At 46.0% G+C, this 22,146-nt stretch carries 23 protein-coding genes and 1 riboswitch; of the genes, 22 read left to right on the forward strand and 1 reads right to left on the reverse strand.

Annotated features, from left to right (window positions below; translation table 11 throughout):
* Window position 1: 1 nt before the first annotated feature.
* The 11 genes from RSK81_RS02590 (at window position 2) to RSK81_RS02640 (ending at window position 9,952) form a co-directional block, all read left to right on the forward strand.
* Complete coding sequence (locus RSK81_RS02590) at window positions 2-784, forward strand: ABC transporter ATP-binding protein (protein ID WP_002911831.1); 783 nt, start codon at window positions 2-4, stop codon at window positions 782-784.
* Complete coding sequence (locus tag RSK81_RS02595; protein ID WP_002911832.1) at window positions 781-1,551, forward strand: ABC transporter ATP-binding protein; 771 nt, start codon at window positions 781-783, stop codon at window positions 1,549-1,551. The genes RSK81_RS02590 and RSK81_RS02595 overlap by 4 nt, the downstream gene beginning before the upstream one ends.
* Window positions 1,541-2,524, forward strand: coding sequence for a M14 family metallopeptidase (locus RSK81_RS02600; RefSeq protein ID WP_002911833.1), 984 nt, complete (start codon window positions 1,541-1,543; stop codon window positions 2,522-2,524). The genes RSK81_RS02595 and RSK81_RS02600 overlap by 11 nt, the downstream gene beginning before the upstream one ends.
* A complete protein-coding gene (locus RSK81_RS02605) occupies window positions 2,517-3,512 on the forward strand; it encodes an ABC transporter permease (protein ID WP_002911834.1) in 996 nt (331 codons plus the stop codon). Before RSK81_RS02600 ends, RSK81_RS02605 begins: the two co-directional genes overlap by 8 nt.
* Window positions 3,505-4,314, forward strand: a complete 810-nt coding sequence (locus RSK81_RS02610) for an ABC transporter permease (RefSeq protein ID WP_002911835.1) — start codon at window positions 3,505-3,507, stop codon at window positions 4,312-4,314. Before RSK81_RS02605 ends, RSK81_RS02610 begins: the two co-directional genes overlap by 8 nt.
* Before the next feature lie 94 nt (window positions 4,315-4,408).
* Window positions 4,409-6,016, forward strand: a complete 1,608-nt coding sequence (gene nikA / locus RSK81_RS02615) for a nickel ABC transporter substrate-binding protein (RefSeq protein WP_002911836.1) — start codon at window positions 4,409-4,411, stop codon at window positions 6,014-6,016.
* 91 nt (window positions 6,017-6,107) lie between these two features.
* The gene (locus tag RSK81_RS02620; RefSeq protein ID WP_002911837.1) at window positions 6,108-7,049 is read left to right on the forward strand and encodes an ABC transporter permease; all 942 of its coding nucleotides are present in this window, start codon (window positions 6,108-6,110) and stop codon (window positions 7,047-7,049) included.
* A complete protein-coding gene (locus RSK81_RS02625; protein ID WP_002911839.1) occupies window positions 7,042-7,848 on the forward strand; it encodes an ABC transporter permease in 807 nt (268 codons plus the stop codon). The genes RSK81_RS02620 and RSK81_RS02625 overlap by 8 nt, the downstream gene beginning before the upstream one ends.
* Window positions 7,836-8,627: an ABC transporter ATP-binding protein gene (locus RSK81_RS02630; RefSeq protein WP_002911840.1), complete on the forward strand. Its 792-nt coding sequence runs from the start codon at window positions 7,836-7,838 to the stop codon at window positions 8,625-8,627. Before RSK81_RS02625 ends, RSK81_RS02630 begins: the two co-directional genes overlap by 13 nt.
* Window positions 8,614-9,324, forward strand: a complete 711-nt coding sequence (locus RSK81_RS02635) for an ABC transporter ATP-binding protein (RefSeq protein ID WP_002911843.1) — start codon at window positions 8,614-8,616, stop codon at window positions 9,322-9,324. The genes RSK81_RS02630 and RSK81_RS02635 overlap by 14 nt, the downstream gene beginning before the upstream one ends.
* Window positions 9,325-9,376: 52 nt before the next feature.
* Window positions 9,377-9,952 carry a flavin reductase family protein gene (locus RSK81_RS02640; RefSeq protein WP_002911844.1) on the forward strand — a complete coding sequence of 192 codons (576 nt, stop codon included), beginning with the start codon at window positions 9,377-9,379 and terminating at the stop codon, window positions 9,950-9,952.
* A gap of 32 nt (window positions 9,953-9,984) precedes the next feature.
* Here the strand turns inward: RSK81_RS02640 and queG are convergent, their stop codons facing one another.
* Window positions 9,985-11,127: a tRNA epoxyqueuosine(34) reductase QueG gene (gene queG, locus RSK81_RS02645; RefSeq protein ID WP_002911845.1), complete on the reverse strand. Its 1,143-nt coding sequence runs from the start codon at window positions 11,125-11,127 to the stop codon at window positions 9,985-9,987.
* Window positions 11,128-11,310: 183 nt separating this feature from the next.
* Between queG and RSK81_RS02650 the strand changes: the two genes are divergently transcribed.
* The 11 genes from RSK81_RS02650 to RSK81_RS02700 all read left to right on the forward strand — a co-directional run bounded on the left by RSK81_RS02650 (window position 11,311) and on the right by RSK81_RS02700 (window position 22,100).
* Window positions 11,311-11,967 carry a hypothetical protein gene (locus tag RSK81_RS02650; protein WP_002911846.1) on the forward strand — a complete coding sequence of 219 codons (657 nt, stop codon included), beginning with the start codon at window positions 11,311-11,313 and terminating at the stop codon, window positions 11,965-11,967.
* Window positions 11,968-12,272: 305 nt separating this feature from the next.
* On the forward strand, window positions 12,273-13,589 hold the full coding sequence (locus tag RSK81_RS02655) for a phosphoserine phosphatase (protein ID WP_002911847.1): 1,317 nt from the start codon (window positions 12,273-12,275) through the stop codon (window positions 13,587-13,589).
* Window positions 13,590-13,628: 39 nt separating this feature from the next.
* Window positions 13,629-14,063, forward strand: coding sequence for a EutP/PduV family microcompartment system protein (locus RSK81_RS02660; RefSeq protein ID WP_080555648.1), 435 nt, complete (start codon window positions 13,629-13,631; stop codon window positions 14,061-14,063).
* Between the two features lie 64 nt (window positions 14,064-14,127).
* Window positions 14,128-15,222, forward strand: coding sequence for a threonine-phosphate decarboxylase CobD (gene cobD / locus RSK81_RS02665; protein WP_002911848.1), 1,095 nt, complete (start codon window positions 14,128-14,130; stop codon window positions 15,220-15,222).
* A complete protein-coding gene (locus RSK81_RS02670; RefSeq protein ID WP_002911849.1) occupies window positions 15,215-16,081 on the forward strand; it encodes a hypothetical protein in 867 nt (288 codons plus the stop codon). The genes cobD and RSK81_RS02670 overlap by 8 nt, the downstream gene beginning before the upstream one ends.
* A 1-nt stretch (window position 16,082) precedes the next feature.
* The gene (gene cobT, locus RSK81_RS02675; protein ID WP_002911850.1) at window positions 16,083-17,150 is read left to right on the forward strand and encodes a nicotinate-nucleotide--dimethylbenzimidazole phosphoribosyltransferase; all 1,068 of its coding nucleotides are present in this window, start codon (window positions 16,083-16,085) and stop codon (window positions 17,148-17,150) included.
* A gap of 12 nt (window positions 17,151-17,162) precedes the next feature.
* A complete protein-coding gene (locus RSK81_RS02680; protein ID WP_002902506.1) occupies window positions 17,163-17,762 on the forward strand; it encodes a cob(I)yrinic acid a,c-diamide adenosyltransferase in 600 nt (199 codons plus the stop codon).
* Between the two features lie 259 nt (window positions 17,763-18,021).
* Window positions 18,022-18,170, reverse strand: a riboswitch (adenosylcobalamin (AdoCbl) riboswitch).
* Between the two features lie 310 nt (window positions 18,171-18,480).
* Window positions 18,481-19,623 (forward strand): 1-propanol dehydrogenase PduQ, encoded by a 1,143-nt coding sequence (locus RSK81_RS02685; protein WP_002896393.1) that lies wholly within the window; start codon window positions 18,481-18,483, stop codon window positions 19,621-19,623.
* A 96-nt stretch (window positions 19,624-19,719) separates the two neighbouring features.
* A complete protein-coding gene (locus tag RSK81_RS02690) occupies window positions 19,720-20,064 on the forward strand; it encodes a BMC domain-containing protein (protein ID WP_002898216.1) in 345 nt (114 codons plus the stop codon).
* 24 nt (window positions 20,065-20,088) lie between these two features.
* The gene (locus RSK81_RS02695) at window positions 20,089-20,664 is read left to right on the forward strand and encodes an ANTAR domain-containing response regulator (RefSeq protein WP_002902510.1); all 576 of its coding nucleotides are present in this window, start codon (window positions 20,089-20,091) and stop codon (window positions 20,662-20,664) included.
* Window positions 20,664-22,100, forward strand: a complete 1,437-nt coding sequence (locus RSK81_RS02700) for a sensor histidine kinase (RefSeq protein ID WP_002911851.1) — start codon at window positions 20,664-20,666, stop codon at window positions 22,098-22,100. Before RSK81_RS02695 ends, RSK81_RS02700 begins: the two co-directional genes overlap by 1 nt.
* The last annotated feature ends 46 nt before the right edge of the window (window positions 22,101-22,146 follow it).

Consider the following 22,146-nt stretch of genomic DNA (forward strand, 5'->3'; position numbering starts at 1 on the left):
CATGCTGGAAATGAAAGATCTGCTGGTGCAGTCAGCAGATAAAGTCATTCTCGATCGGGTCTCCCTCTCTCTTGCAGAGGGGGAGTCCCTTTCGATTGTGGGCGAGAGCGGCAGTGGCAAGTCTACCCTGCTCAAGATGCTGCTGGGCCTCCCTCTTAGGGGGCTGACAGTGACAGAGGGCAGTATTACCTTTGAGGTGCAGGAAATTCATCCCCAGAACCATCGCATTTATCTGCCTTTTGTAGGCCGAGAAGTGGCCTGGATTAGCCAGCATGCCAGTCTCAGCTTTAATAACCGTCGTAAGATCAAAAAGCATTATCAGGACTTGGTGAAAAATCAGGGCCAGCAAGCAGCAAATCTCCGTCCCTTAGAAGAATGCCTAGAGATGGTAGGACTGCTGCCTGAAAAAGTCGTCAATAAGTATCCTTTCGAGCTCAGCGGTGGTATGATGCAGCTAGTCTGTGTGGCGCTGGCTCTAGCCAGCAGGCCCAAACTGCTGCTGGCTGATGAGCCAACCAGCGCTCTGGATGTCCTGTCGAAAATGAAGCTGCTGGATCTCTTGAGCCAGCTTCATCAGGAGGAAAAAATGGCCATTCTCTTTGTCACACATGATATCAGCGTAGCTGAGCATCTGGCGCAAAAAGTAGTCGTCATGAAGGAAGGACAGATTGTCGAAAGCGGTCCAGCCCATCAAGTTCTCTGCCATCCTGAGCAGGCCTATACCCAGAAATTGCTGAAGGCCGTGCCTAAGCTAGCAGCATTTAGAGAAGGGGGGCAGCTATGAGTCAAGTATTGGTCGGTCGCCAGCTGACCTACGAGTACAGTCAGATAGGCGAGCGGAGAATCGGTGTCTTTGATATTGATATTAGCTTGGGAAAGGGACAGGCTTTGGGTCTGGTCGGTGAATCAGGCTCTGGAAAAAGTACTATTGCCAAGCTCATCTGCCGCTTTTTAAAGCCGGACCAAGGGGAGCTGACTCTACTGGGCCAGCCAGTCTCTGCCTACAAGGATAGGGACTACTATGCTCGGGTCCAGTATATCGCCCAGCAGCCCCAGTCGACCTTTCATCCCAAGCGCAGCATTCAGCAGAGCCTAGAAGAGGTCTGTCGAAACTTCTCTCTCTATCAGCAGCAGTCAGATAGAAAGCAGGCCATCCATGACTTGCTGACCTCGGTCGGTCTGACCCCTGAGCTTGCCCAACGGCTTCCGCATCAACTGAGCGGAGGAGAATGTCAGCGGGCAGCTATTGCCCGTGCCCTGCTGATTAATCCCGATGTGCTCATCTGCGATGAAATCACTAGTGCTCTGGATGTGACCGTTCAGTATGAAGTCATGCAGCTGCTGGCAGATATCAAGGAGCGTTCGCAGACCTCCTTTCTCTTCATCTCTCATGACATCGCTCTGGTCAGCAATTTTGCGGAAGATTTGGTCGTCCTCAAGGACGGAATCGTGCAAGAAAAGGGCAGCATGCGAGAGGTCGTCTCTGCTCCCAAGAGTGACTATACCAAGCTCTTGCTCAGTCAGTACAGGGAGGATAAAGATGAGGATTAAGCAAGGACTAGACTCTATGGCTCCTTGCAGTAGCTATCAAGGCAGTTTGCCCATCACAGATGAGCTGGCTATCCAGTACACTCTGCTCAAAGGACAGGCTACCCAGCCCTTGCTGACCATCAGTGCTGCAGTCCATGGCTGCGAGTATGTCGGTGTCAAGGCGCTGATGGACTTGGCGCATGAGTGGGACTTTAGCTTTCAAGGCTCTGTCCTCCTCCTGCATGCAGTCAATGTCAGCGGCTTCTGGGCTCGGGAGACGACGCTTGTACCTGAGGACGGTCTCAATCTGAATAGGATTTTTCAGAATCAAGAGCCAGTTTCCAGCCTCAGCTATCAGATTAGGTCTGTGATTGAGAGCCAGGTCTTTAGTGTCAGTGATTTCCTGATTGACCTGCATAGCGGCAATCGGGAAGAACTGCTGACACCGCATGGTTACTACTCTCTGCGGGCGAATCCAGAGGTGGTCGAAAAGTCCTATCAGATGCTGCAGGCTTCTGGGACACCGATAATCTACCAATCTCAGGACCGTGGCAATCTTTATCACTCTGCCTCGGTGGACTATGGTTTGCCTAGCATCCTGCTGGAGCAGGGAGAAAACGGCACCTGTCTGCCAGAGGATGTTCTGGCCATGAAGGAGTCGGTCAAGCAAGTCGCCCGCTATCTTTTTGAAGGGAGCATGCCCTATTATAAGCAGGCGCCACTGATTTTTGACGACAGCTACTATCTGACCAGTCAGAGGTCGGGCTGCTGGATGTGCTTTGTTCGGCCTAATCAAACAGTACAGGCTGGTCAGGTCATCGGCGAAATCTGTGATATTTATGGCAATATTTTAGAAAAGGTGACTGCCAAGGAAGACGGTCTGGTCCTCTACCAGAAGGCGACCCTGGTTGTCCACCAAGACGAAGTGCTGCTGGCCGTAGCTAGCAAGAAGCCTGAAAGCTACCAGACATCTGAAAGGGAGGCGCATGATTAAATTTATTATCAAAACGATTCTGCAATTCGTCCTCATCCTGCTCTGCGTCAGCTTTATCTCCTTTTTACTGGTTTATCTAGCACCGGGAGATCCGGCTGAGAGCATCCTCAACGCTCAGGGCATTCCTTTTACCAAGGAACTGCTGGAAATCAAGCGGGCAGAGATGGGACTGAATGGCAGCTTTATGGAGCAATATCTGGCCTGGCTGGGCAGGATTGTCCATGGCGACTTTGGTGTGACCTATAATTCCGGAGCTTCGGTTTGGGAGCAGCTGGTTTTCTATTTCCCCAACTCAGTCTACCTAGCTTTTTATACCCTGCTAGCGACTCTGGGGATTTCCCTGCCGACAGCTCTCTACACATCCTACCATGCTGGAAAGCCTATCGACCGCTTCCTGATGGCAGGTCTGGCCTTCCTGAATGCCATTCCTAGCTTTGTTATGGGAATTATCCTGATTCTGATCTTTTCCGTTCAACTGCACTGGTTTCCCATTCAGGCAACGGCCAATGAGCTGGGCCTAGTCCTGCCAGTCATGACACTGGCCATGATCATGTCTACTCGCTATATCCCGCAGCTGCGGACCGCTTTGATAGAAATACTCCATTCACCAGAAGTCGAAGGTGCGCGAGGTCGGGGGATTCGAGAGGGACATATCCTGCTGCATGATGTGATTTACAATGTTCTGCCCTTTCTTCTGACCTTAGTCAGCCTCTCGCTGGGCTCTCTCTTGGGCGGGGTGGCTATTATCGAGCACCTCTTTTCCTGGCCGGGCATCGGCAAGATGCTGATAGGAGTCGTCGCCAAGCGGGATTATCCTCTTGTTCAGGGGGCGGTCCTCTTTATCACAGCGGGAGTCTTGACTGTAAATCTAGTCTTTCAACTGCTTACGGTTTGGCTTAATCCTCGCGTCCGACTGGCTCAGGAAAATCCCAAACTGCTGCCACGCATGAAGAAATTAAAAGCAAGCAAGGAGGGTTCGTATGGATAAGAAAATCAATCGAAAACTCCTGATTTTGGGCGGCCTTATCATCCTGGCCCTAGTCCTATCCTCCTTGGCTCCTCGTCTCTTGGGTGACAGTTTGACCAAGGTCAATCTGGGACAAGCCTTGCAAGGACCGAGCAGCAGTGAGTGGTTCGGAACAGACGCTCTAGGCCGGTCTGTCTTTGCGCGTGCAGTGAGCGGGGGTGCGGAAACAGTTCTGCCAGCGCTGATGATTCTGATGCTGATTGCGGCGGTGGGCTCCTTTATCGGGGTGACCAGCGCCTTCATCGGCGGGAAATTCGACCAGCTCATCTTGCTGGTAATCACGGCCTTTCAGTCTTTTCCATCTATCATTTTGGTCATTTCCATCGTCAGTATCTTGGGCATCGGTCTCCAGCAGACCCTCATCGCTATCTGCCTGACGGCTTGGACCAAGTACGCCTACCTGATGCGCTCCATGACCTTGCAGCTAAAAAATGAACCTTATATCCAGTCCTCGAAAATGTATGGCAATAGTTTTTGGACTACCCTGAAAAACTATTATTTCCCTAGTCTGTTTCCGCAGATTCTGACGACCATGAGCTTTGACATCAGCACCATTATCATGGAAATCGCTGGTCTCAGCTTTGTCGGACTGGGCGCTCAGGCACCATCGCCTGAGTGGGGAGCCATGATTAATGACGGCCGGATTTACATTCAGGAAGCCCCTTGGATAGTGATCTTCCCTTGTATCTTGCTGATTCTGACCATCCTTCTCTTTACCAAGTTCGGGGATGTTCTCAACAGCAAGTACAATCGCATGAGTTGATCATCAAAAAATCAACAGCTAAAAAAATGCAGCCTCCTGTCTCTTGGGACTGCAATCATAAAAAATATGAATACAAGAAAGTGATTCAATAAAAATGAGAAAAAAATTATTTTTATTAGTTGTCCTCTTGCTGCCTTTATTCTTGGTAGCCTGCCAGCAAAACTCAAACTCTTCCAAACAGGTCAATGAGAAAGACAAACTCACTATGGTCTGGGGCGAAGACTTTGGGGATGTCAACCCTCACCGCTACAATCCTGACCAATTTGTCATTCAGGATATGGTCTATGAAGGCCTGGTCCGCTACGGTGACAATGGGAAAATCGAGCCAGCCTTGGCTGAGAGCTGGGATATCAGCGAAGATGGTAAAACATATACCTTCAAGCTGAGAAAGGCAAAATTCTCAGACGACTCTGACTTTAATGCAGAGAATGTCAAACGAAATTTCGATACTGTCTTTTCAGAGGAAAACAAGAAAAACCACACTTGGTTTGACTTTACCAACCAGCTGGAAAGCTACCGAGTTGTCGATGAGCATACCTTTGAAATCAAGCTCAAGCAAGCCTACAGTGCGACTCTCTATGATTTATCAATGATTCGTCCGATCCGCTTCGTAGCTGATGCGGCCTTCCCTGACGGAGATGACACAACTAAGGACAACCTCAAAAAGCCAATCGGAACTGGTCAATGGGTTGTCAAAGACAAGAAGGCAAATGAGTACATCACCTTTGCCCGTAATGAAAATTACTGGGGTGAAAAGCCTAAATTGAAAGAAGTAACAGTCAAGATTATCCCAGACCCACAAACCCGTGCTTTGGAGTTTGAGTCTGGAAATGTAGACTTGCTCTATGGAAATGGCGTTATCGGTTTGGATAACTTTGCCAAGTATGCCAAGGATGACAAGTACACGACAGACGTATCTCAGCCAATGTCCAGTCGCCTCATGCTCTTGAATGCAAAGCAGGAAATCTTCAAAGACAAGACTGTTCGTCAGGCGATGAACCATGCGGTTGATAAGAAGTCTATCGCGAAAGACATTTTCCGCGGAACAGAAACACCGGCTGATACCATCTTCTCCAAGTCTACTCCGCACTCTGACGCCAATCTGACTCCGTATGAATATGATATCGAGCTGGCTGAAAAGATGCTGGACCAAGCTGGCTGGAAGAAGGGCTCTGACGGTATCCGTGAAAAAGACGGCAAGAAATTAAGCCTCAATGTTCCTTATATTTCGTCTAAGGCGACAGACAAGGACTTGGTTGAGTACTTCCAAGGCGAATGGAAGAAAATCGGAATTGACGTTCAGCTCAAAGCTATGGAAGAAGATGACTATTGGGAAAATATTAAGACTGGCGACTTTGATTTGATGCTGACCTTCTCTTGGGGAGCACCTTGGGATCCGCATGCTTGGATGACTGCCCTGACTTCACCAGCTGACCATGGTCACCCAGAAAATGTTGCCCTAGAAGCTCTGCCATCTAAGTCAGAAATGGACAGCATTATCAAGGCGACTCTGGTTGAGCCAGACGAAGCAAAAGTTGATGAAGGTTATAAGAAAGTTCTCACTATGCTCCATGATGAAGCAATCTATATCCCAATCACTTACCAATCTGTTGTCTCTGTCTATCGCAAGGGAGAACTTGATGGCATGCGCTTTGCTCCAGAAGAAAATGCCTTCCCACTGCGCTACATTGAGAAAAAATAAAAGCTAACTTCATACATACAAATTTGCATATAAAGGGAGTAGTGCTGCCAAGGTTAAAAACTTAGCAGCCGCCCCTTTTCTTTTAAGGACTATGAAAAAAGATTTATTTAAAACAATAGTTTCTTTCTTAGCTGCCCTATTGATGATATCGGTATTGACCTTTCTCTTGGCCAAGCTATCCTCGGCTGATCAAGCAGAAAATTATCTAAGGGTATCTAAGATTCAAGTGACTCCTCAATCCTTGGAAAAAGCCAGAGAATATCTGGGACTCAATCAACCTTGGCCCCAGCAGTATCTGGGTTGGCTGACTAAGGCCCTTCGTGGGGATTTTGGAACGTCTTATCTATTAAAGGTTCCTGTCCTGCCCTTGGTGTTGGAACGTTTCCAGTCGACTCTTTCTCTGGGCTTGACATCCTTTGCGCTCATTTTGCTTACATCCATTCCTTTGGGAATATTTAGTGCGATCTACAAGGATTCTCTCTTTGATAAGGTCACTCGCTTTCTATCCTTTTCCAGTGTTTCCATGCCCAGCTTTTGGCTAGGTTACATGCTGATTGTAGTTTTTGCTGTTCAGCTCAGATGGCTGCCAGTTTCGGGCAAGCAGGATTTTAGCAGCTTGATTCTTCCTAGTCTGACCCTAAGCATGTCATTGATTGGCCAATATACCGCTTTGATTCGCAAGGCTGTGCTGGAGCAGATGAATAGTGTCCATGTCGAAAATGCTCTCCTGCGCGGAGTCAGCAAGTTCTTCCTAGTCAAAAATCATCTCTTGAGAAATTCCCTGCCAGCCATTGCGACAGGCCTGAGCCTGACCTTGGTCTATCTCCTGACAGGCTCCTTGATTGTCGAAGAAGTCTTCTCCTGGAATGGTGTCGGCTCCCTCTTTGTAGATGCGCTGCAGGCTGTGGATCTGCCCATTATTCAGTGCTGCATGCTTTTATTTGGCCTATTATTCTTGGGAAATAATATTCTAACCCAGCAGCTGCCGCTCTGGATAGACCCTAGAGTCAGAAAAAGGAGGAGCAATGTCTAAACGATTTATTTTTTCAAGTGTCATTTTGCTTGCCCTCTTCATCTGCGCTCTCTTTGCTCCCTATCTATCGAGTTTCGACCCCCAGCATGTGGAGATTTCAAAGAAACTAATGGCACCTGACGCTGTTCATCTGCTGGGAACCGATCAGCTGGGCAGAGATGTCTTGTCTCGTCTGCTGCACGGGGGTCGTTATTCCCTCTTTTTATCCTTGACTATCAGTCTGCTGGAAGTGGTTATCGGTGTGACAGTCGGCTTGCTGATTGGATGGTACCAGGGAAAGGCTGAAGCAACCTTCTTATGGTTTGCAAATGTTATTTCTGCCTTTCCTAGCTTCCTGCTATCGCTAGCTACTGTTGGGATATTGGGGCAAGGAATGACCAATATGATTCTAGCTATTGTCATCATAGAGTGGGTCTACTATGCAAGGGTGACGGCCAATCTGGTCAAGAGTGCCAAAGAGGAAGCCTATGTTATTTCTGCCCAGACTATGGGACTTTCTCAGATTCATATCCTCAAAACTCATATCCTGCCCTTTATCTACAAGCCCATTTTGATTATTGTGCTGATGAATATTGGGAATATCATTCTCATGATTTCTGGCTTTTCCTTTTTGGGTATCGGTGTCCAGCCCAACATTACCGAGTGGGGCATGATGCTGCATGATGCTAGAAGCCATTTTCAAACGGCAACTTGGATGATGCTGGCGCCTGGACTGGCTATCTTTCTGACTGTGGTCGCCTTTAATCTATTTGCCGAATGCTTTGAAGAGAAAGGCTGGAAACAGATATGGAAAAAATAGCTGTAAAGAAACTGACAGCCCAGATTGAGGGAAAGACCATACTGCAGGACATCAGCTTTGAAGTGGAGGCGGGGCAGTCTCTGGTCATCATTGGAGAGAGTGGTTCTGGTAAAAGCCTCTTAACCAAGATATTGATTGGCCAGCTGCCTTCATCCTTGAGCATGCAAGGAGAAGTTCACTATGGCTCTCTGTCTCTGGAGCGCGAGTCTCTCAAGAATTGGCAGCAGCTGCGGGGGAGACGAGTGGCCTATATGTCTCAAAATCCGATGGCTATGTTCAATCCCTTTCAGACCATTCAAAGCCATTTTTGGGAAACCCTGCGCAGTCATAGCAAGATTTCAAAGAGAGCTTGTCTGGCTAAGGCCCTAGCCTCTATGAAAGAAGTCAGACTGGGAGAGCCGGAAGAACTTTTGAAGAAATATCCTTTTGAGCTCAGCGGCGGTATGTTGCAGAGGGTCATGCTGGCTATCTTGCTTTGCCTAGAGCCAGAGACCATCATTTTGGATGAGCCTACTTCGGCGCTGGACATCCACAATCGCGAGCAGATTATCCTCATCTTAAAGGAGCAGTTGGCTAAAGGCAAGACCCTCATCACAGTGACCCATGATTATCATTTGGCGCGGGAGCTGGGAGGCAAGATGCTTGTCATGTATCAAGGGACTATCATGGAGGAAGGGCCGGTGGCCAAGCTCCTCGAAAGCCCTTCACAGACCTATAGCCAAGACCTTATCTTAGGAAATCCATACGAACGGTTGGTGAGACAAGATGCTGGAATGTAGACATGTTTTTAAAAAATTCGATGGTAAAATGGTTGTCAAAGACTGTAACTTCTCCGTCCAGAAGGGTGAAATGATCGGTCTGATGGGCGAGAGCGGCAGTGGCAAGAGCACGTTGGCTAAATTGCTGATTGGTCTAGAAAAGCCCAGTCAAGGCCAAGTCTTACTGGATGGCCAGCCCTACTCAGTCAAAAAGTCTGGCGTGAGAATTCTGCTGGTCTTTCAGGACTCACTCCATTCGGTCAATCCGCACTTTACAGTCGAGCAGGTCTTGACAGAGGCCCTGTCAAAAGATGTGGCTAGAGACGAGATAGAAGCCATTCTAGAAGACGTCGGTCTGGATAAAAGCTATCTGAATCAGCCAGCGCGCCAGCTCAGTGGCGGCCAGCTCCAACGGATTTGCATCGCCCGGGGCCTGCTCTTAAAGCCAGATGTTCTTATCTTTGATGAGGCTCTGAGCGGTCTGGATCCCATTGTTCAAGGAAAGTTGTTACGCCTCCTATATGATTTGTGGGAGAAATACCAGCTGACCTATCTTTTCATCTCGCATGACTTCAAGCTGAGCTACGCTCTCTGCCATCGGATTTTAGTCATGGCAGATGGGGAAATCATTGACGAGATAAAGGACTTTGAGCTTCCTATCCAGGCTCATCACCCTGTGACAAAAAAGTTGATAGGCGACAAGGGACATTTTAGCTGACGAATATCTTAACTAGCTGATCTATTTTAAAATTAAACATAAAGGAACATATATGAAACGTACATTTGAAACGAGAAAACTTTACTTCGGCTTTCCAGTCTTCTTTTTAGGCTATAAGGACGATGTGCACGGCTATAATATTTCAACCTCAAGCTCGGTTTATTCCTTGGGCAGCATGATGGTTATTGCCATGCGTACCAAGGGAAATGCCATTACAGAGATTACCAAGCACCAGCAATTCACAGTCAATGTCCCAGAGAAGGATTTGACCAAAGAGTCTGAAATTGCTGGTTTCAACAGCCGCAAGGACAAGTTTGCCCTGACCGGTCTTAGCTACACAATCGGCGAGACTGTGGATGCTCCGCTGGTAGACCAATGCCCTGTATCCATTGAGTGTCAGGTGCTGGATATGGTCGAATGCGGTGCCTTGACCAATGTCATCGCCCGTGTCACTCGGCGCGTGGTTGATGAGGACTTGATTGATGAGAATGACGCTTTCCGCAGCGACCGCTTTTCTCCTATCAGCTACATGGGAGACGGAGATGGCCGGCTTTACCGCTATTTCAGCGACGATTCAGTCAAGATGGGCTCTATCATCAAAGAAATCCGTAAGGAAGAAGAAAAATAAAGAAACCGCTGGGATATTTAGGTCTCAGCGGTTTAGTTTTCTATCAAAAGTTTTTCTTCTAGGCCAAATTTCTCTAGGAAACGGCCTTGCTCTTCTTGGATTTGCGGAGTTGGATTTTTGGCGTTCATGACCAGTTCTATCATTTCCGGATGGACCTCACGCACCAGCTGACTCAGAGCCCAGATAGCTGTAGCGACATGAATCGGATTTTGCCCCTTGTCAATAATTTCCAGCATTTTGGGAATGGCAGAGCGATCATTGGCATTTGCCAGAGCGATAATGGCATTGCGCTGCAGGATATTTTTCCCCCGCCAGCTGCCGGCCACATGACCGAATTTCTCCTTAAACTGACCGTTGGAAAGCTCCAAGAAAGGCAGGAGCTCCGGATGAGAAAGGTCGGGATCAATCTCTGTCGCCAGAGGATTGTCCAAGCCTTTATTATAAGGACAGCAAATTTGGCAGATATCACAGCCATAGATGACAGTCTTAATCTTCTTGCGAAATTCCAGTTCCATGACGCCCTTGTCCTGAGTCTGAAAGGATAGACAGCGCTTGGCATTCATGCTGCCGTCACCAATTAAGCAAGAAGTAGGGCAGGCTGTCACGCAGCGGTTGCAGTCTCCGCAGCCGTAGTTGACAGGCTGATCAGGCTCAATGTCCAGATTGGTGATGAGCTCTCCCAAAAACATATAGGAGCCAAATTCCTTGGAGATGACCAAGCCGTTCTTGCCGATGAAGCCGATTCCTGCTCTTTGGGCTACGGCGGTATCGACCAAGGCGCCCGTGTCAACCATGCCCTTGTATTCAAAATCAGCGGTCAGCTCTTCGATTCCCTTGGCAAGCCGGTCCAGCTTGTCCTGCAGGACATAGTGGTAGTCCAGCCCCCAGCTATTAGGGGTGAATTTCCCTCGCTTGTAGGCCGTTTTCTGAGGTTGCTGCTTGAGCTTGTGGGGGTAGGCGACTGCGATAGAGATAATGGTCTTGGCCGAGGCTAGACTGAGCTTGGGCTTGATCCGCTCCTCGATGTTTTTATGCTCAAATCCAGAATTTCGTCCTTCTTCTACAGCCAAGCGCAGCGACTTCTCCAGATAGTCGAAATCATCCGCTGTCGTAAAGCCAATCTTAGAAATCCCAATTTCTTTTGCTAAGTTAATAATTTCTTCTTTGATGTTCATCCCTACTATTATAACGGAAAAATGCCAACTTGGCGAATGATTGAGAAAGGGAACTATCCTATAGAGATATACCTATAGTTTTATAAGACTTCCTTAGCCTATATACTGTATGATATAATGAAATGTGGAATTTTTTTATAGAAAATTTCGCAAAGTTTAGGGGAAATTTTATAAAGTTAAACAATGGGAGTTTACAAAATGAAAAAGAGATATTATGAATTTTTGAATGTTCTTGTTACGGATTGTAATCCAATCAGAAACTTAGATTTTTATAAGGCTGGTTTAATTGAGTTAATTTTTATCTCACTGGTATTTATCGTTTCTATTTTCTTACGGGGTGAGATGCATCACCTGAGCATGATAGTCATGAATTTTACTATTATTCACGCGCTTATTTTGTTTCTGGCCTTTTTACTCTTCCAAAAGTTTTTTGATACCAAAGCCTTGCAGCTCATTCCGACCAGCTCTTACCTATTTCTGCATTTTGAATTACTTTTTTGGGGCTCCATCTTTTTTGGTGAGAACCACTTAGCATTTTTTATGATTTTTATCATACTCAGCTTGTCTTATCAGTTGATCAATTTGCTCTATCAGATGGTGATCGTTTCAAAATTAAGATATTTTGAACAGAAACAAAAGATCAATATTTTGCAGATTCATGCCATCGTCCTGTGCTGCTTGTCAGCTGCAGTAGCAGTCATCACTCGCTTGTTTATGCTGTCAGGACTTTATATGATTATTGCCTTGGTAGGCTTGAGCATCGCATTGACGCCCTTGTATCTATTGGGCTATGCGCAAGTTTTCACAGGCTGGAGAAATCAAGTGCCTGAAAAATTGTAGAATTGAAGGGGGATTGTCTGTCTAGTCTTGAATACGTTAGGTTTCCTCTAACACATTGATTGAGAAGATTAGAGTATATGCATTTTAATCAGTAAGGTAGAGAAATAATTTTTCTCTGCCTTTATTTTTTTACAAATCTGAAAGCGCTTCATTGACAAAGTCTGCCAGATAGTTTATAATATAATAACAGTATAGAAAATGGCAAGGAAGCCTGATTTGATCGCAATGAAGCGAGTGTTTCAGAATCAAAGGGGTTTTTCTGCCATTTTTTTGCGCACTATTATTTTTTATGGAGGATTGTTTCTATGCGGACAAAAGGAATTGTGCTGCTTTGTAGTTTGGCTTTGCTTCTGGGAGCTTGTCAAGCGGGGAATAATAAGACGACGACTGAGTCATCCTCGGCTAAGACAGAGACAACGGATAAGGACAAGGCTAAGACTTTGGATAAGGGCGTTTGGGAAGACAAGCTTTATGCCCGCCTGACTAAGCTCATCAAGGAGAATGGGAACACCAGCTCTAGCTATGATAAAAATAAAAAACCTTATGCCGTCTTTGACTGGGACAATACGACAGTCATCAACGACATTGGCGAAGCAACCTTTACCTATCAAATTGAAAATCTGGCCTTTAAGATGACGCCGGAAGAATTTGACCAAGCAGTGCGGACCAATATACCGAGCGACGATTTTGTTGAAGATTTCCATAACAAAGATGGTGAACCAGTGAACATTGACAAGATTGCGGCTGACCTGCTTTCTGACTACACGGTTATTTACAATAGCTATAAGGGAATGCAAGGAGACAAGTCTCTGGAAGAAGTCAAAAAGACCGATGAATACCAAGACTTTGCTGCTAAACTCCGCTATCTTTACGAAGCGATTGGTGATACCTTCAGCTCTGACATCAGTTATCCATGGGTGACCTACCTCTATGCAGGTATGACTTCTGAAGAAGTTCAAGCTCTATCTGAAAAGTCTATTGACCAAGCTCTTGAGGACAAGCTGACTTCTGAAACTTGGGAAAGTCCAGAAGGCTTGAAAGGTGAGTCAGGCCAAATCACTGTGACCTTCAAGCGCGGTGTTCGCTCGGTCAAGGAAATGCAAAATCTCTACAAGACTCTGATGGCTAACGGCATTGATGTCTATATCTGCTCAGCGTCTTATATCGATGTGATTATCCCTTATGCTAGCAATTCTAAGTATGGCTACAATATTCCTAAAGAAAATGTTACTGCTATGCGTTTGAAAAAGGATGACAAGGGAGTAATTCAGCCAGAATATGATACCAACTATGCTCAGACTCAAGGTGAGGGCAAGACAGAGACCATCAAAAAGCTGATTGCTGTCAATCATGACAATCAAGAACCAATCCTGATTGCCGGTGACAGTAATGGCGACTATGCTATGCTCAAGGACTTCCCTAAACTGCAAATGGGTATTATCTTCAATCTTTTGAGAGATCCTAGCAAGGGAATCGGTCTTTTGCAAACTAAGGCAATTGAAACTTACGGTCAGGAAGATGCACTTTACTACCTGCAAGGCCGCGATGAAAATAAAGGTGTACTGCTCAATGGCAGGGAAACTATCAAACTAGATAGTAAGGAAGCCCAGCTAAGCAGATAGCAGGCAGTTCCCTGTCATAGAGAGGAATGGATGCAAAATATGAAAAAAATCATGTTTGTCGGTCCAGTCGGAGTGGGTAAGACTACTCTGACCCAGCGACTGAAAGGCTTGGAGCTAAGCTACTTTAAGACTCAGGCTATTGAGTTCTATGATGCCATCATTGATACGCCCGGAGAATTTCTCCAGCATCGTAAGTATTATAATGCTCTGAACGTGACTGCAACGGAGGCTGATGTGATTGGTCTCTTGGTGGCGGCTTCCAATCAGATGCAGACCTTTCCTCAAGGCTTTTCTTCCCTCTTCAATAAAGAAGTCATTGGCATTGTCACCAAGATTGATATGGCTGAACAGCCGGAGCAAATCGAAAAAGCACGGCGGCAGCTGAAAGCGGCTGGAGCCAAGGAAATTTTTGAAATATCAGCGACGGAAAACGAAGGAATTGACCGTCTTCAGGCTTATCTGGAGGCAGACTAGGGACGAAAAAGCCGAATATGGTATACTAGATTCTAACAAGGAAACGAGGAAGGAATGTCTATTTATGAAAGTAGAGCACGGTGGAAATGCGGCAGCTTTGGCTGAGGAATTTGGTTTTTCTCTAGAAGACTGTCTGGATTTCAGTGCCAATATCAACCCTTTGGGGATTTCTCAAAAGCTTAGGGCTTGTCTGACCGAGTCCATTGATTGGCTGGTTCATTATCCAGACATCAGCTACAGCCGCTCCAGAGAGCTTTTGGCACATCATCATGACCTAGAAAAGGACAATGTCCTGCTGGCAAATGGTGCGGTAGAAGTCTTTTATGAGCTGGCCCGCTTCCTGCGTCCAAAAACTGTCCTGACTTTGAGTCCTACTTTCATGGAATATGAAAAAGCCTTCTCGCAAGTGCAGGCCAAGGTGGAGCGCTTTAGCCTTCCTTCTCCATCCTATGAGTGGAATCTAGCTGACATGTTGCCAGCCTTAGATTCACTGACTGTAGGAGACGCTGTGCTCATCTGCAATCCTAATAATCCGACGGGTACCTTGATTCGGCGTACTGATCTAGAAAAGCTAGCTGAGAAGCTGCAGGAGCGGCAAATCTTTTTGATACTGGATGAGGCTTTTATGGACTTTCTGGACGATGAGGAGGACTATAGCTTCGTCTCATGTCTGGCTGCCTATCCAAATGCAGTAGTGGTGCGGTCTCTGACCAAGTTTTATGCTATTCCTGGTCTGAGATTGGGCTATGCTCTCAGCTGTCATCCAACTTGCTTTGATGAGATAGAGGGGAGCCGCGCTCCTTGGTCGGTTAATGCTATGGCGGATCGCGCCCTGCCTGTCCTTTTGGAGGACGAGGTCTATCAGCAAGCTACCAAGCAGTGGCTTCGAGTAGAAAGGGACTTCCTTTTTCAAGGACTGACTGCATTTTCACAGATTCGGCCGGTCAAGCCTAGTGTCAACTATATCTTCTTTGAATATTTAGGTCAGCAGGATCTGCGTCAGGAGCTTCGGCAGAGAAAGATTTTCATCCGTTCCTGTCAAAATTATCATGATCTGACAGACCGACATTACCGCCTAGCCATTCGCAGCCATCAGGAGAATGAACAGCTTCTGGCTTGTCTGACAAAGGTCTTGGCGAAAGAGGCAGCTTATGACTAAGGGAATCGTTTCCTGCCCAGGTTCCTGCGGTGAATTATTTCAAGGTTTAGTAGGAGAGCAGGAGGTTCTGCTCTCTTATGGGATTGAGAAGCGCAGTCGAGTGAGATTGGACGGGGCTTCGTCTCTCGCAAGGCAAGCCCAAGGTGAAAAGGTAAGGCGAGCTTTGGAGCTCCTGCCTGAGTCCAATGTTTTCTCTTTTGTTCAGGAGTCAGACCTGCCTATCAGCAAGGGCTATTCTAGCAGCACAGCAGATATGGTTAGCTGCCTGCAGGCAGCTGCTCTGGGGCAGAAGCAGCCTCTAAGAGCGGCAGATTTGACTCGTCTCTGTGCCAAGATTGAGCCTACTGACTCGGTGGCTTTTGCGGACTGGACGGTCATTAATCCCCTGACTGGTCAAGTGGTCTGGCAAACAGACTGGCGACCGGAGCTTTATGTCTATATCTTGGAGCCTGTGGAGATGGTGACAACTCTTGACTTGGTTCGGATGAAGGACAGTCCTAGATATCCGCTTGAGGAGTCCAAGCGCTTGCTTCCTCTCTTTCAGGTGGCTTGTCAGGAGAAGAGTTTGGAAAAGATTGGCCATTTGGCGAGCTATAGTGCTTTGTTGAATAACCAACGGCTGCCCAAGCCCTATCTGGAAGAATTACTGAATTTGGTAAAAAAATACCAATGCTTAGGGCTCAATGTTGCCCATAGTGGCACATTAGTTGGTCTGCTGCTGAGCAGGGAACAGCTAGAAGTCTTGCCCAAGCTAGAGGCTGAACTAGCTCGCTCAGCCAGCGGGGCTTATTATCAGACTCGGACCTTGAGCAGGATTATTTTTGAAGGGGTGCAGCCGGTCAGGGAGGAGATAGACTAGTTTGAAAGACTTAGAAAAAATTATTGAGCAGATTCTTCCGATAGACAGAGACAAACTTCAAGAAGGCCAGAGCTACTGTGATCAGCTAGGAAAGCCGCCAGGCTCCTTAGGAAAGCTCGAGACTATCTATGCTCGCTTGCATGCCATGTTTTCTGGTCCCATTGATTTGGAGAAGAAGATTGTCCTCGTCTACGTAGCGGATAATGGCATCGTGGCTGAAGGCGTTTCAGCCAATCCTCAGGAAACGACCTATACTGTTGCTCGTAATATTCTAGCAGGGAAATCAGGCCTGTGCGCTATTTCCAAACATGCAGGTTCAGACATCTGCCTAGTAGACATTGGCTGCAAGAAGGATATTTTTGAGGAAAATAAGGACAAGGTCTGTCATGGGACGCGTAACATGCTCAAGGAGCCGGCCTTGGCCCGCGAGCAGGCTATAGCGGCAATTCTAGTCGGCTACAAGAAGACAGAGGCCTTGATTAAAGACGGCTATCGTCTCTTTGGAACAGGAGAAATGGGGATTGGCAACACCACCACCTCAGCTGCTGTTATTGCTGCAGTTCTCGGTCTTAAAGCAGAAGACGTCACAGGCTATGGAGCTGGTCTGACTCAGGATATGAAGGCTCATAAAACTGCCGTTATCCAGCAGTGTTTGGATCGTCACGCTCCTTATGGAGATATTCTGGATCTGACCGCTAAGCTTGGCGGGCTGGATATGCTGGCTATGGCTGGCACTCATCTTGCCTGTGCCCGCTATCAGCTGCCATGTGTAGTGGATGGCCTTATCTCTCTGACGGGGCTTCTGATTGCCCATCAGCTGACTCCTCATGTCTTGGACTATACCTTTGCTTCCCATGCTTCGACGGAGCCTGCTTACAGACTGGTCAGTGACTTTCTAGGACTGGAGCCTATGCTTTTGCTGGATATGCGGCTAGGTGAAGGCTCGGGTTGTCCTTTGACTTTCTTTCTGCTGGAAAATGCTGTTTACACCATGGAGCACATGCCAACCTTTGCAGAAGGCAGCTTGAAAGAAGAAGATTATGTTGATATTCGCAAAAATGTGACTTAAAGGAGAAAAAATATGCAACTCTATACAAAAACAGGTGACAAGGGCTTGACCAAGCTAGTTGGCGGTCAAAGTGTCGCCAAGGATGCAGAACGGGTTAATGCTTACGGGACCATTGATGAGCTGAACTCTTGGATTGGTTATACTATTACCAAGTTGGACAAGGATGATAAGCTGAGAGATGAGCTATTTCAGCTGCAGCATTATCTCTTTGACTGTGGTTCAGACCTCTCTACACCAAAGGGAGTTTATCCCTATAAGGTTGATCATCAGCTAATTGACTGGATTGAGGAGAGGATTGATACCTACGCAGAAATTCCACCAGCTTTGGAAAGGTTTATCCTGCCGGGCGGTGACGAGATTGCTTCCATGATTCATGTGGCTCGGACCATTGCAAGACGGGCAGAGCGTCATATCGTAGGGGCTATGTGGACTACAGAAATTAACAATAATGTCCTGATTTTTGTCAACCGTCTATCAGATTACTTCTTTGCCTTGGCTCGAGTAATCAACTTTACTAAAAATCAAGAAGACATCGCCTATGAAAGAGGTGCTAAGGTCTTTCACAATATCACCAAGGCAGATGTTGAGCGTTGGGCAAGCAAACGCCAGTGATAAAAAGAAACAGAAAAAGTTCTGTCTTTCCAAATTGACTTTACCAAGTCTTGGAAGGACAGAACTTATTTTGATGTTCTAAAAAAGAAAGCCGCCTATACATCTTCGTATCTTTATGCTAAGCTTCGTTGATTAGCACTAGCTTTCCAATTATTGACTCTGCTCCTTTGCAGAAAGACAAGTGAAACCTCATCTTTAGAAAATTAACGTACTTAAACGTAGAGTCAATAATGGAAACTAAGCTAAAATGTTTGTTCCAAACTGACATCACTACCTTACATCGAGGCATGAAATCTACTAAAATTTAAGAATAAAGACCTGACTTAAAGCTGAAAAGCTTATCACAGTGGCGGGACCGCGCTGGATTTGCACCAAACTTCCATATCCTTAAAAGTACTAAAATCAATTTCCTAGTAACTAGATTGTAACACCTTTCACAGGGAATTACAAGGAAAATGAACTAAATTTTAATAAAAATTTAATCCTTTAAATAATCTTGCCTTTGCTGTGAGATTCGGCACTAAAAATTTCTTATATTAATGACTTTTTCATTGCCTTGAAAGCGCTTTTGTGTTATAATTCAATATAGTACAAAGGGGTACTGAAGATAAATAAGCAATGAAGCTATATGAAAATGCTGTGACGTGTGTAGGGGAGCAGTCTTATTTTCATATAGCTTCTTTTTGTTTAAAAATAGATACAACAGAAAGGAGAAAAGATGTATAAGATTTCCTATAAGACTGAATTGCATGTGGGCAAGGGCGCTCTGCAGCAATTAAGCCATTATAAAAACGAGCATATTTTAGTCGTTGCCGATCCTTTTTTGAAGACATCTGGCACGTTGGATGCTATTTTAGCCAACTTTGATGACAGCAATGATATTGTTGTTTTCACGGATATTGTGCCTGATCCGCCAATCGAAACGGTTGTGGCTGGTATCAAGAGTGCAGGAGACAAGCCAATCAGCATTGTGCTTTCTATTGGTGGCGGCTCTGCTATTGATGCTTCCAAGGCTATGTATTATTTTGCCAAGAAACAGGGTGCCTTCTCCGAGGCTATTCTCATCGCCATCCCGACGACAAGCGGAACTGGATCTGAAGTAACGTCCTTTTCTGTCATCACGGATGCAGAGAGAGGTACCAAATATCCTTTAGTGACCAAAGAAATCCTTCCGGATGTTGCAATCTTAGATGCGGATTTGGTTCTGTCACTTCCTGGTAACATCACGGCTGACACTGGAATGGATGTGCTGACCCATGCCATTGAAGCTTATGTATCGACCAAGGCTACGGACTTCTCTGATGCCTTGGCTGAAAAGGCAATCAAGCTGGTCTTTGAATACCTGCCTAAAGCCTACAAAAATGGTCAGGATGTAGAAGCGCGTGAAAAGATGCATGCAGCATCCACTCTGGCTGGTATGGCCTTTAACACAGCTTCTTTGGGTATCAATCACAGTCTGGCACATGCGGCAGGAGCTAAGTTCCATGTACCTCATGGTCGTTTAAACAGTATTTTAATGCCCCATGTCATTCAGTATAATGCTGGTATCGAATTCAACAATCGGAACCGGCAGGCGACAGACAAGACTGTAGCAAGTCGCTATCAGGATATTGCCAAACTACTGGGATGCAGTGCTTCAAGCCCTGTGTCAGGAGTGAGACAGCTGGTTGAAGCTATCAAGAAGCTGCAGAGAAAGTTGGAGATGCCAACTTCTCTCAGAGAATATGGTGTGAAAGCAGATGCTTTTGCTCAGTACAAGGTAGAAATTTCAGAAGCTGCTCTGCATGATGGCTGTACTCCGACTAACCCTCGCGTCCCTACGGCAGAAGAACTGCTTAAAGTATTAGAGAAAGCGTTTTAATCCTCTGAATTGCTGTTATGCCAAAATTATTGTATAATGATTAAGAGCGTGCAGTACACTTCTGAAGGTTTAAAATCATGAAGAAGGTTTACTAAATTGGAAGAAAAACAAAGAATGATACAGGAATACGTTCCTGGGAAACAAGTGACCTTGGCGCACCTTATCGCTAATCCTGATGAAGTCATTTTTGAAAAATTGGGATTGCAGGCAGAAATCAAGGATGCGATTGGAATCTTGACGATCACTCCGAGTGAAGCAGCTATCATTGCGGTTGATATTGCGACCAAGGCTGCGGATGTTCAAGTTGGTTTTGTGGATCGTTTCAGCGGCTCTGTCGTGATGACAGGTGACGTTTCTTCTGTTGAGGCAGCTCTCATTGCCGTTTTACAAGGTCTGGAAGAGATTTTGGGCTTCTCCAGCACTGTCGTAACGCGGACATAAAAAATCAAACTGTCGAGGGGAAGTATGAAAGGCAGAATACTAATTGTTGATGATGATCCAATTGTAAGATTAGATATCCGAAATATATTAGAGGCAGCTGATTATGAAGTTGTGGCTGAGGCATCAGATGGCTTTGAGGCTATTGATTTGTGTCAGAAATATCGTTGTGACTTGGTCATGATGGACATCAAGCTTCCGCTTTTGGATGGCCTGACAGCGGGTAAGAAAATACTCGAAGATGCTTTAGCCTACAGTGTGATTCTACTGTCAGCCTACAGCGATGAACACTATGTTCAAAAAGCTAAAACCAATGGGATTAGTGCTTACTTGGTTAAACCTTTGGATGCCAAGTCCTTGATTCCAATGGTAGAGGTCTGCATAGAGAAGGGTCGCCAGCTTCAGCAGATGTCCAATGAAATGGTCAAGCTGTCGAAAAAGATAGACGATCGGATTGTGATTGAAAAGGCCAAAGGCTTGCTGATGGCTCGTGATCATTTATCAGAGCCAGAAGCTTTCAAGCGCATTCGGACAATTAGTATGCAAAAGAGAGTGCCGATGATTGAGATTGCCAAATTGCTGGTGCTCCAAGATGATGTGTAATGATGTATAAAGATAAGATAAAGCAGCTTTGTCAGGAACAGACAAATTTGGATGAGGCTGATATCGAGCATCTTGTCCAACAGGCTGACGAATTATTGAAAAACTCAGCTTATGCCAATGAAGATGTCTTCATTGATGTAAAGAATATCTTTTCGGAACATGCCATTGTCATCTTTCACAAAAAGCCGGAAAGCAAGCTCAGCTTGTACGAAAACTCGGTCGTAGGTGCTATGGCCTATCTGGAAAATGAGCCAGGTGTTATCCGGACCTTGGAGACGGGCGCTCCTTCGATAGGGCTTTCGGCCAGATCGCAGGAGGGCTTAGCCATCCATCAGACGGTCTTTCCGATTTTGAGAGAAGAGCGCGTCATTGGAACGCTGATTATCGAAAGAAATGCTCCCCAGACTTTACCAGACCACTTTTCTTTAGATAAAGAGGATGACGGTTTTGAGTTGCGGAGCACTCCTGAGATTTCAGCCCAAGAGCAGTTTGTTTTATTTGATCATATTGACGAAGCTTGTTTGGTCTTTGACCGGCAGGGCTATCTCAAGTATTTCAATCAAGCAGCTGCCGATTCTTATCGCCATAAGCTGGGCTATATGGACTCGATTGAGGGAATGCACTACAGCAATCTGGTCTTAGACAGTCTGACTTTTGAAGAAATCCAGCAACTGGGACCGCAAGCCCCTCAAGAAAAACCTCACCAAGTTGAGGTACATTATGGCACTTATTGCTTTTTGGTCAAACGCTATCTGCTGGCTGAGAGTGAAAATGTGGTCATGATCTGTAAGGATATTACAGACATCAAGGAAAAGGAAGCACAGCTCTTAACCCATACAACTACCATTCGTGAAATGAACCATCGGGTAAAGAATAACTTGCAAACCGTTGTTTCCTTGCTGCGACTACAGGCTCAGCAAAGTCCAGGAGCAGACACCAAAAAAGCTCTTAACGATAGTATGAATCGTGTGCTCTCCATAGCGGCGACTCACGAGCTCCTGTCTTCTCAGCAGGATGACAGCATTCAGATTGAGCATCTGCTGAAGAGAGTTATCGAAAATGTTCAGCGTTGTTTTTCCGGGCATAGGGAAATAACCCTTACCTATAGTCTGGAACCGGAACTCTGTCTCGATAGCAGCCGGGCCACTTCACTGGCGCTAATCGTCAATGAATTACTGCAGAACAGCTATGAACATGCTTTTAAGGACAAAAAAAATCAAGAAAAACCGCAAATCCGTTTGCAGGTTGGACTTAAAAATGATATAATAACTTTAAAAGTACTGGATAATGGTAGCGGTTACAATCAAGAGCACACCTTTGAAAATCATCTAGGCCTGCTCTTGGTGGAACGCTTTGTCCAAGGAAAGTTGTTTGGAACCTTGTCTATCCACTCAGACCATGAGGGAACGGCAACGACCATTCGTTTTAAAAAATAAATACTACCAGACTAACAATGATGTCAGTCGAAAAAAGCAATGACGC

Source organism: Streptococcus sp. DTU_2020_1000888_1_SI_GRL_NUU_041A (assembly GCF_032387735.1).
Classification (GTDB): domain Bacteria; phylum Bacillota; class Bacilli; order Lactobacillales; family Streptococcaceae; genus Streptococcus; species Streptococcus sanguinis.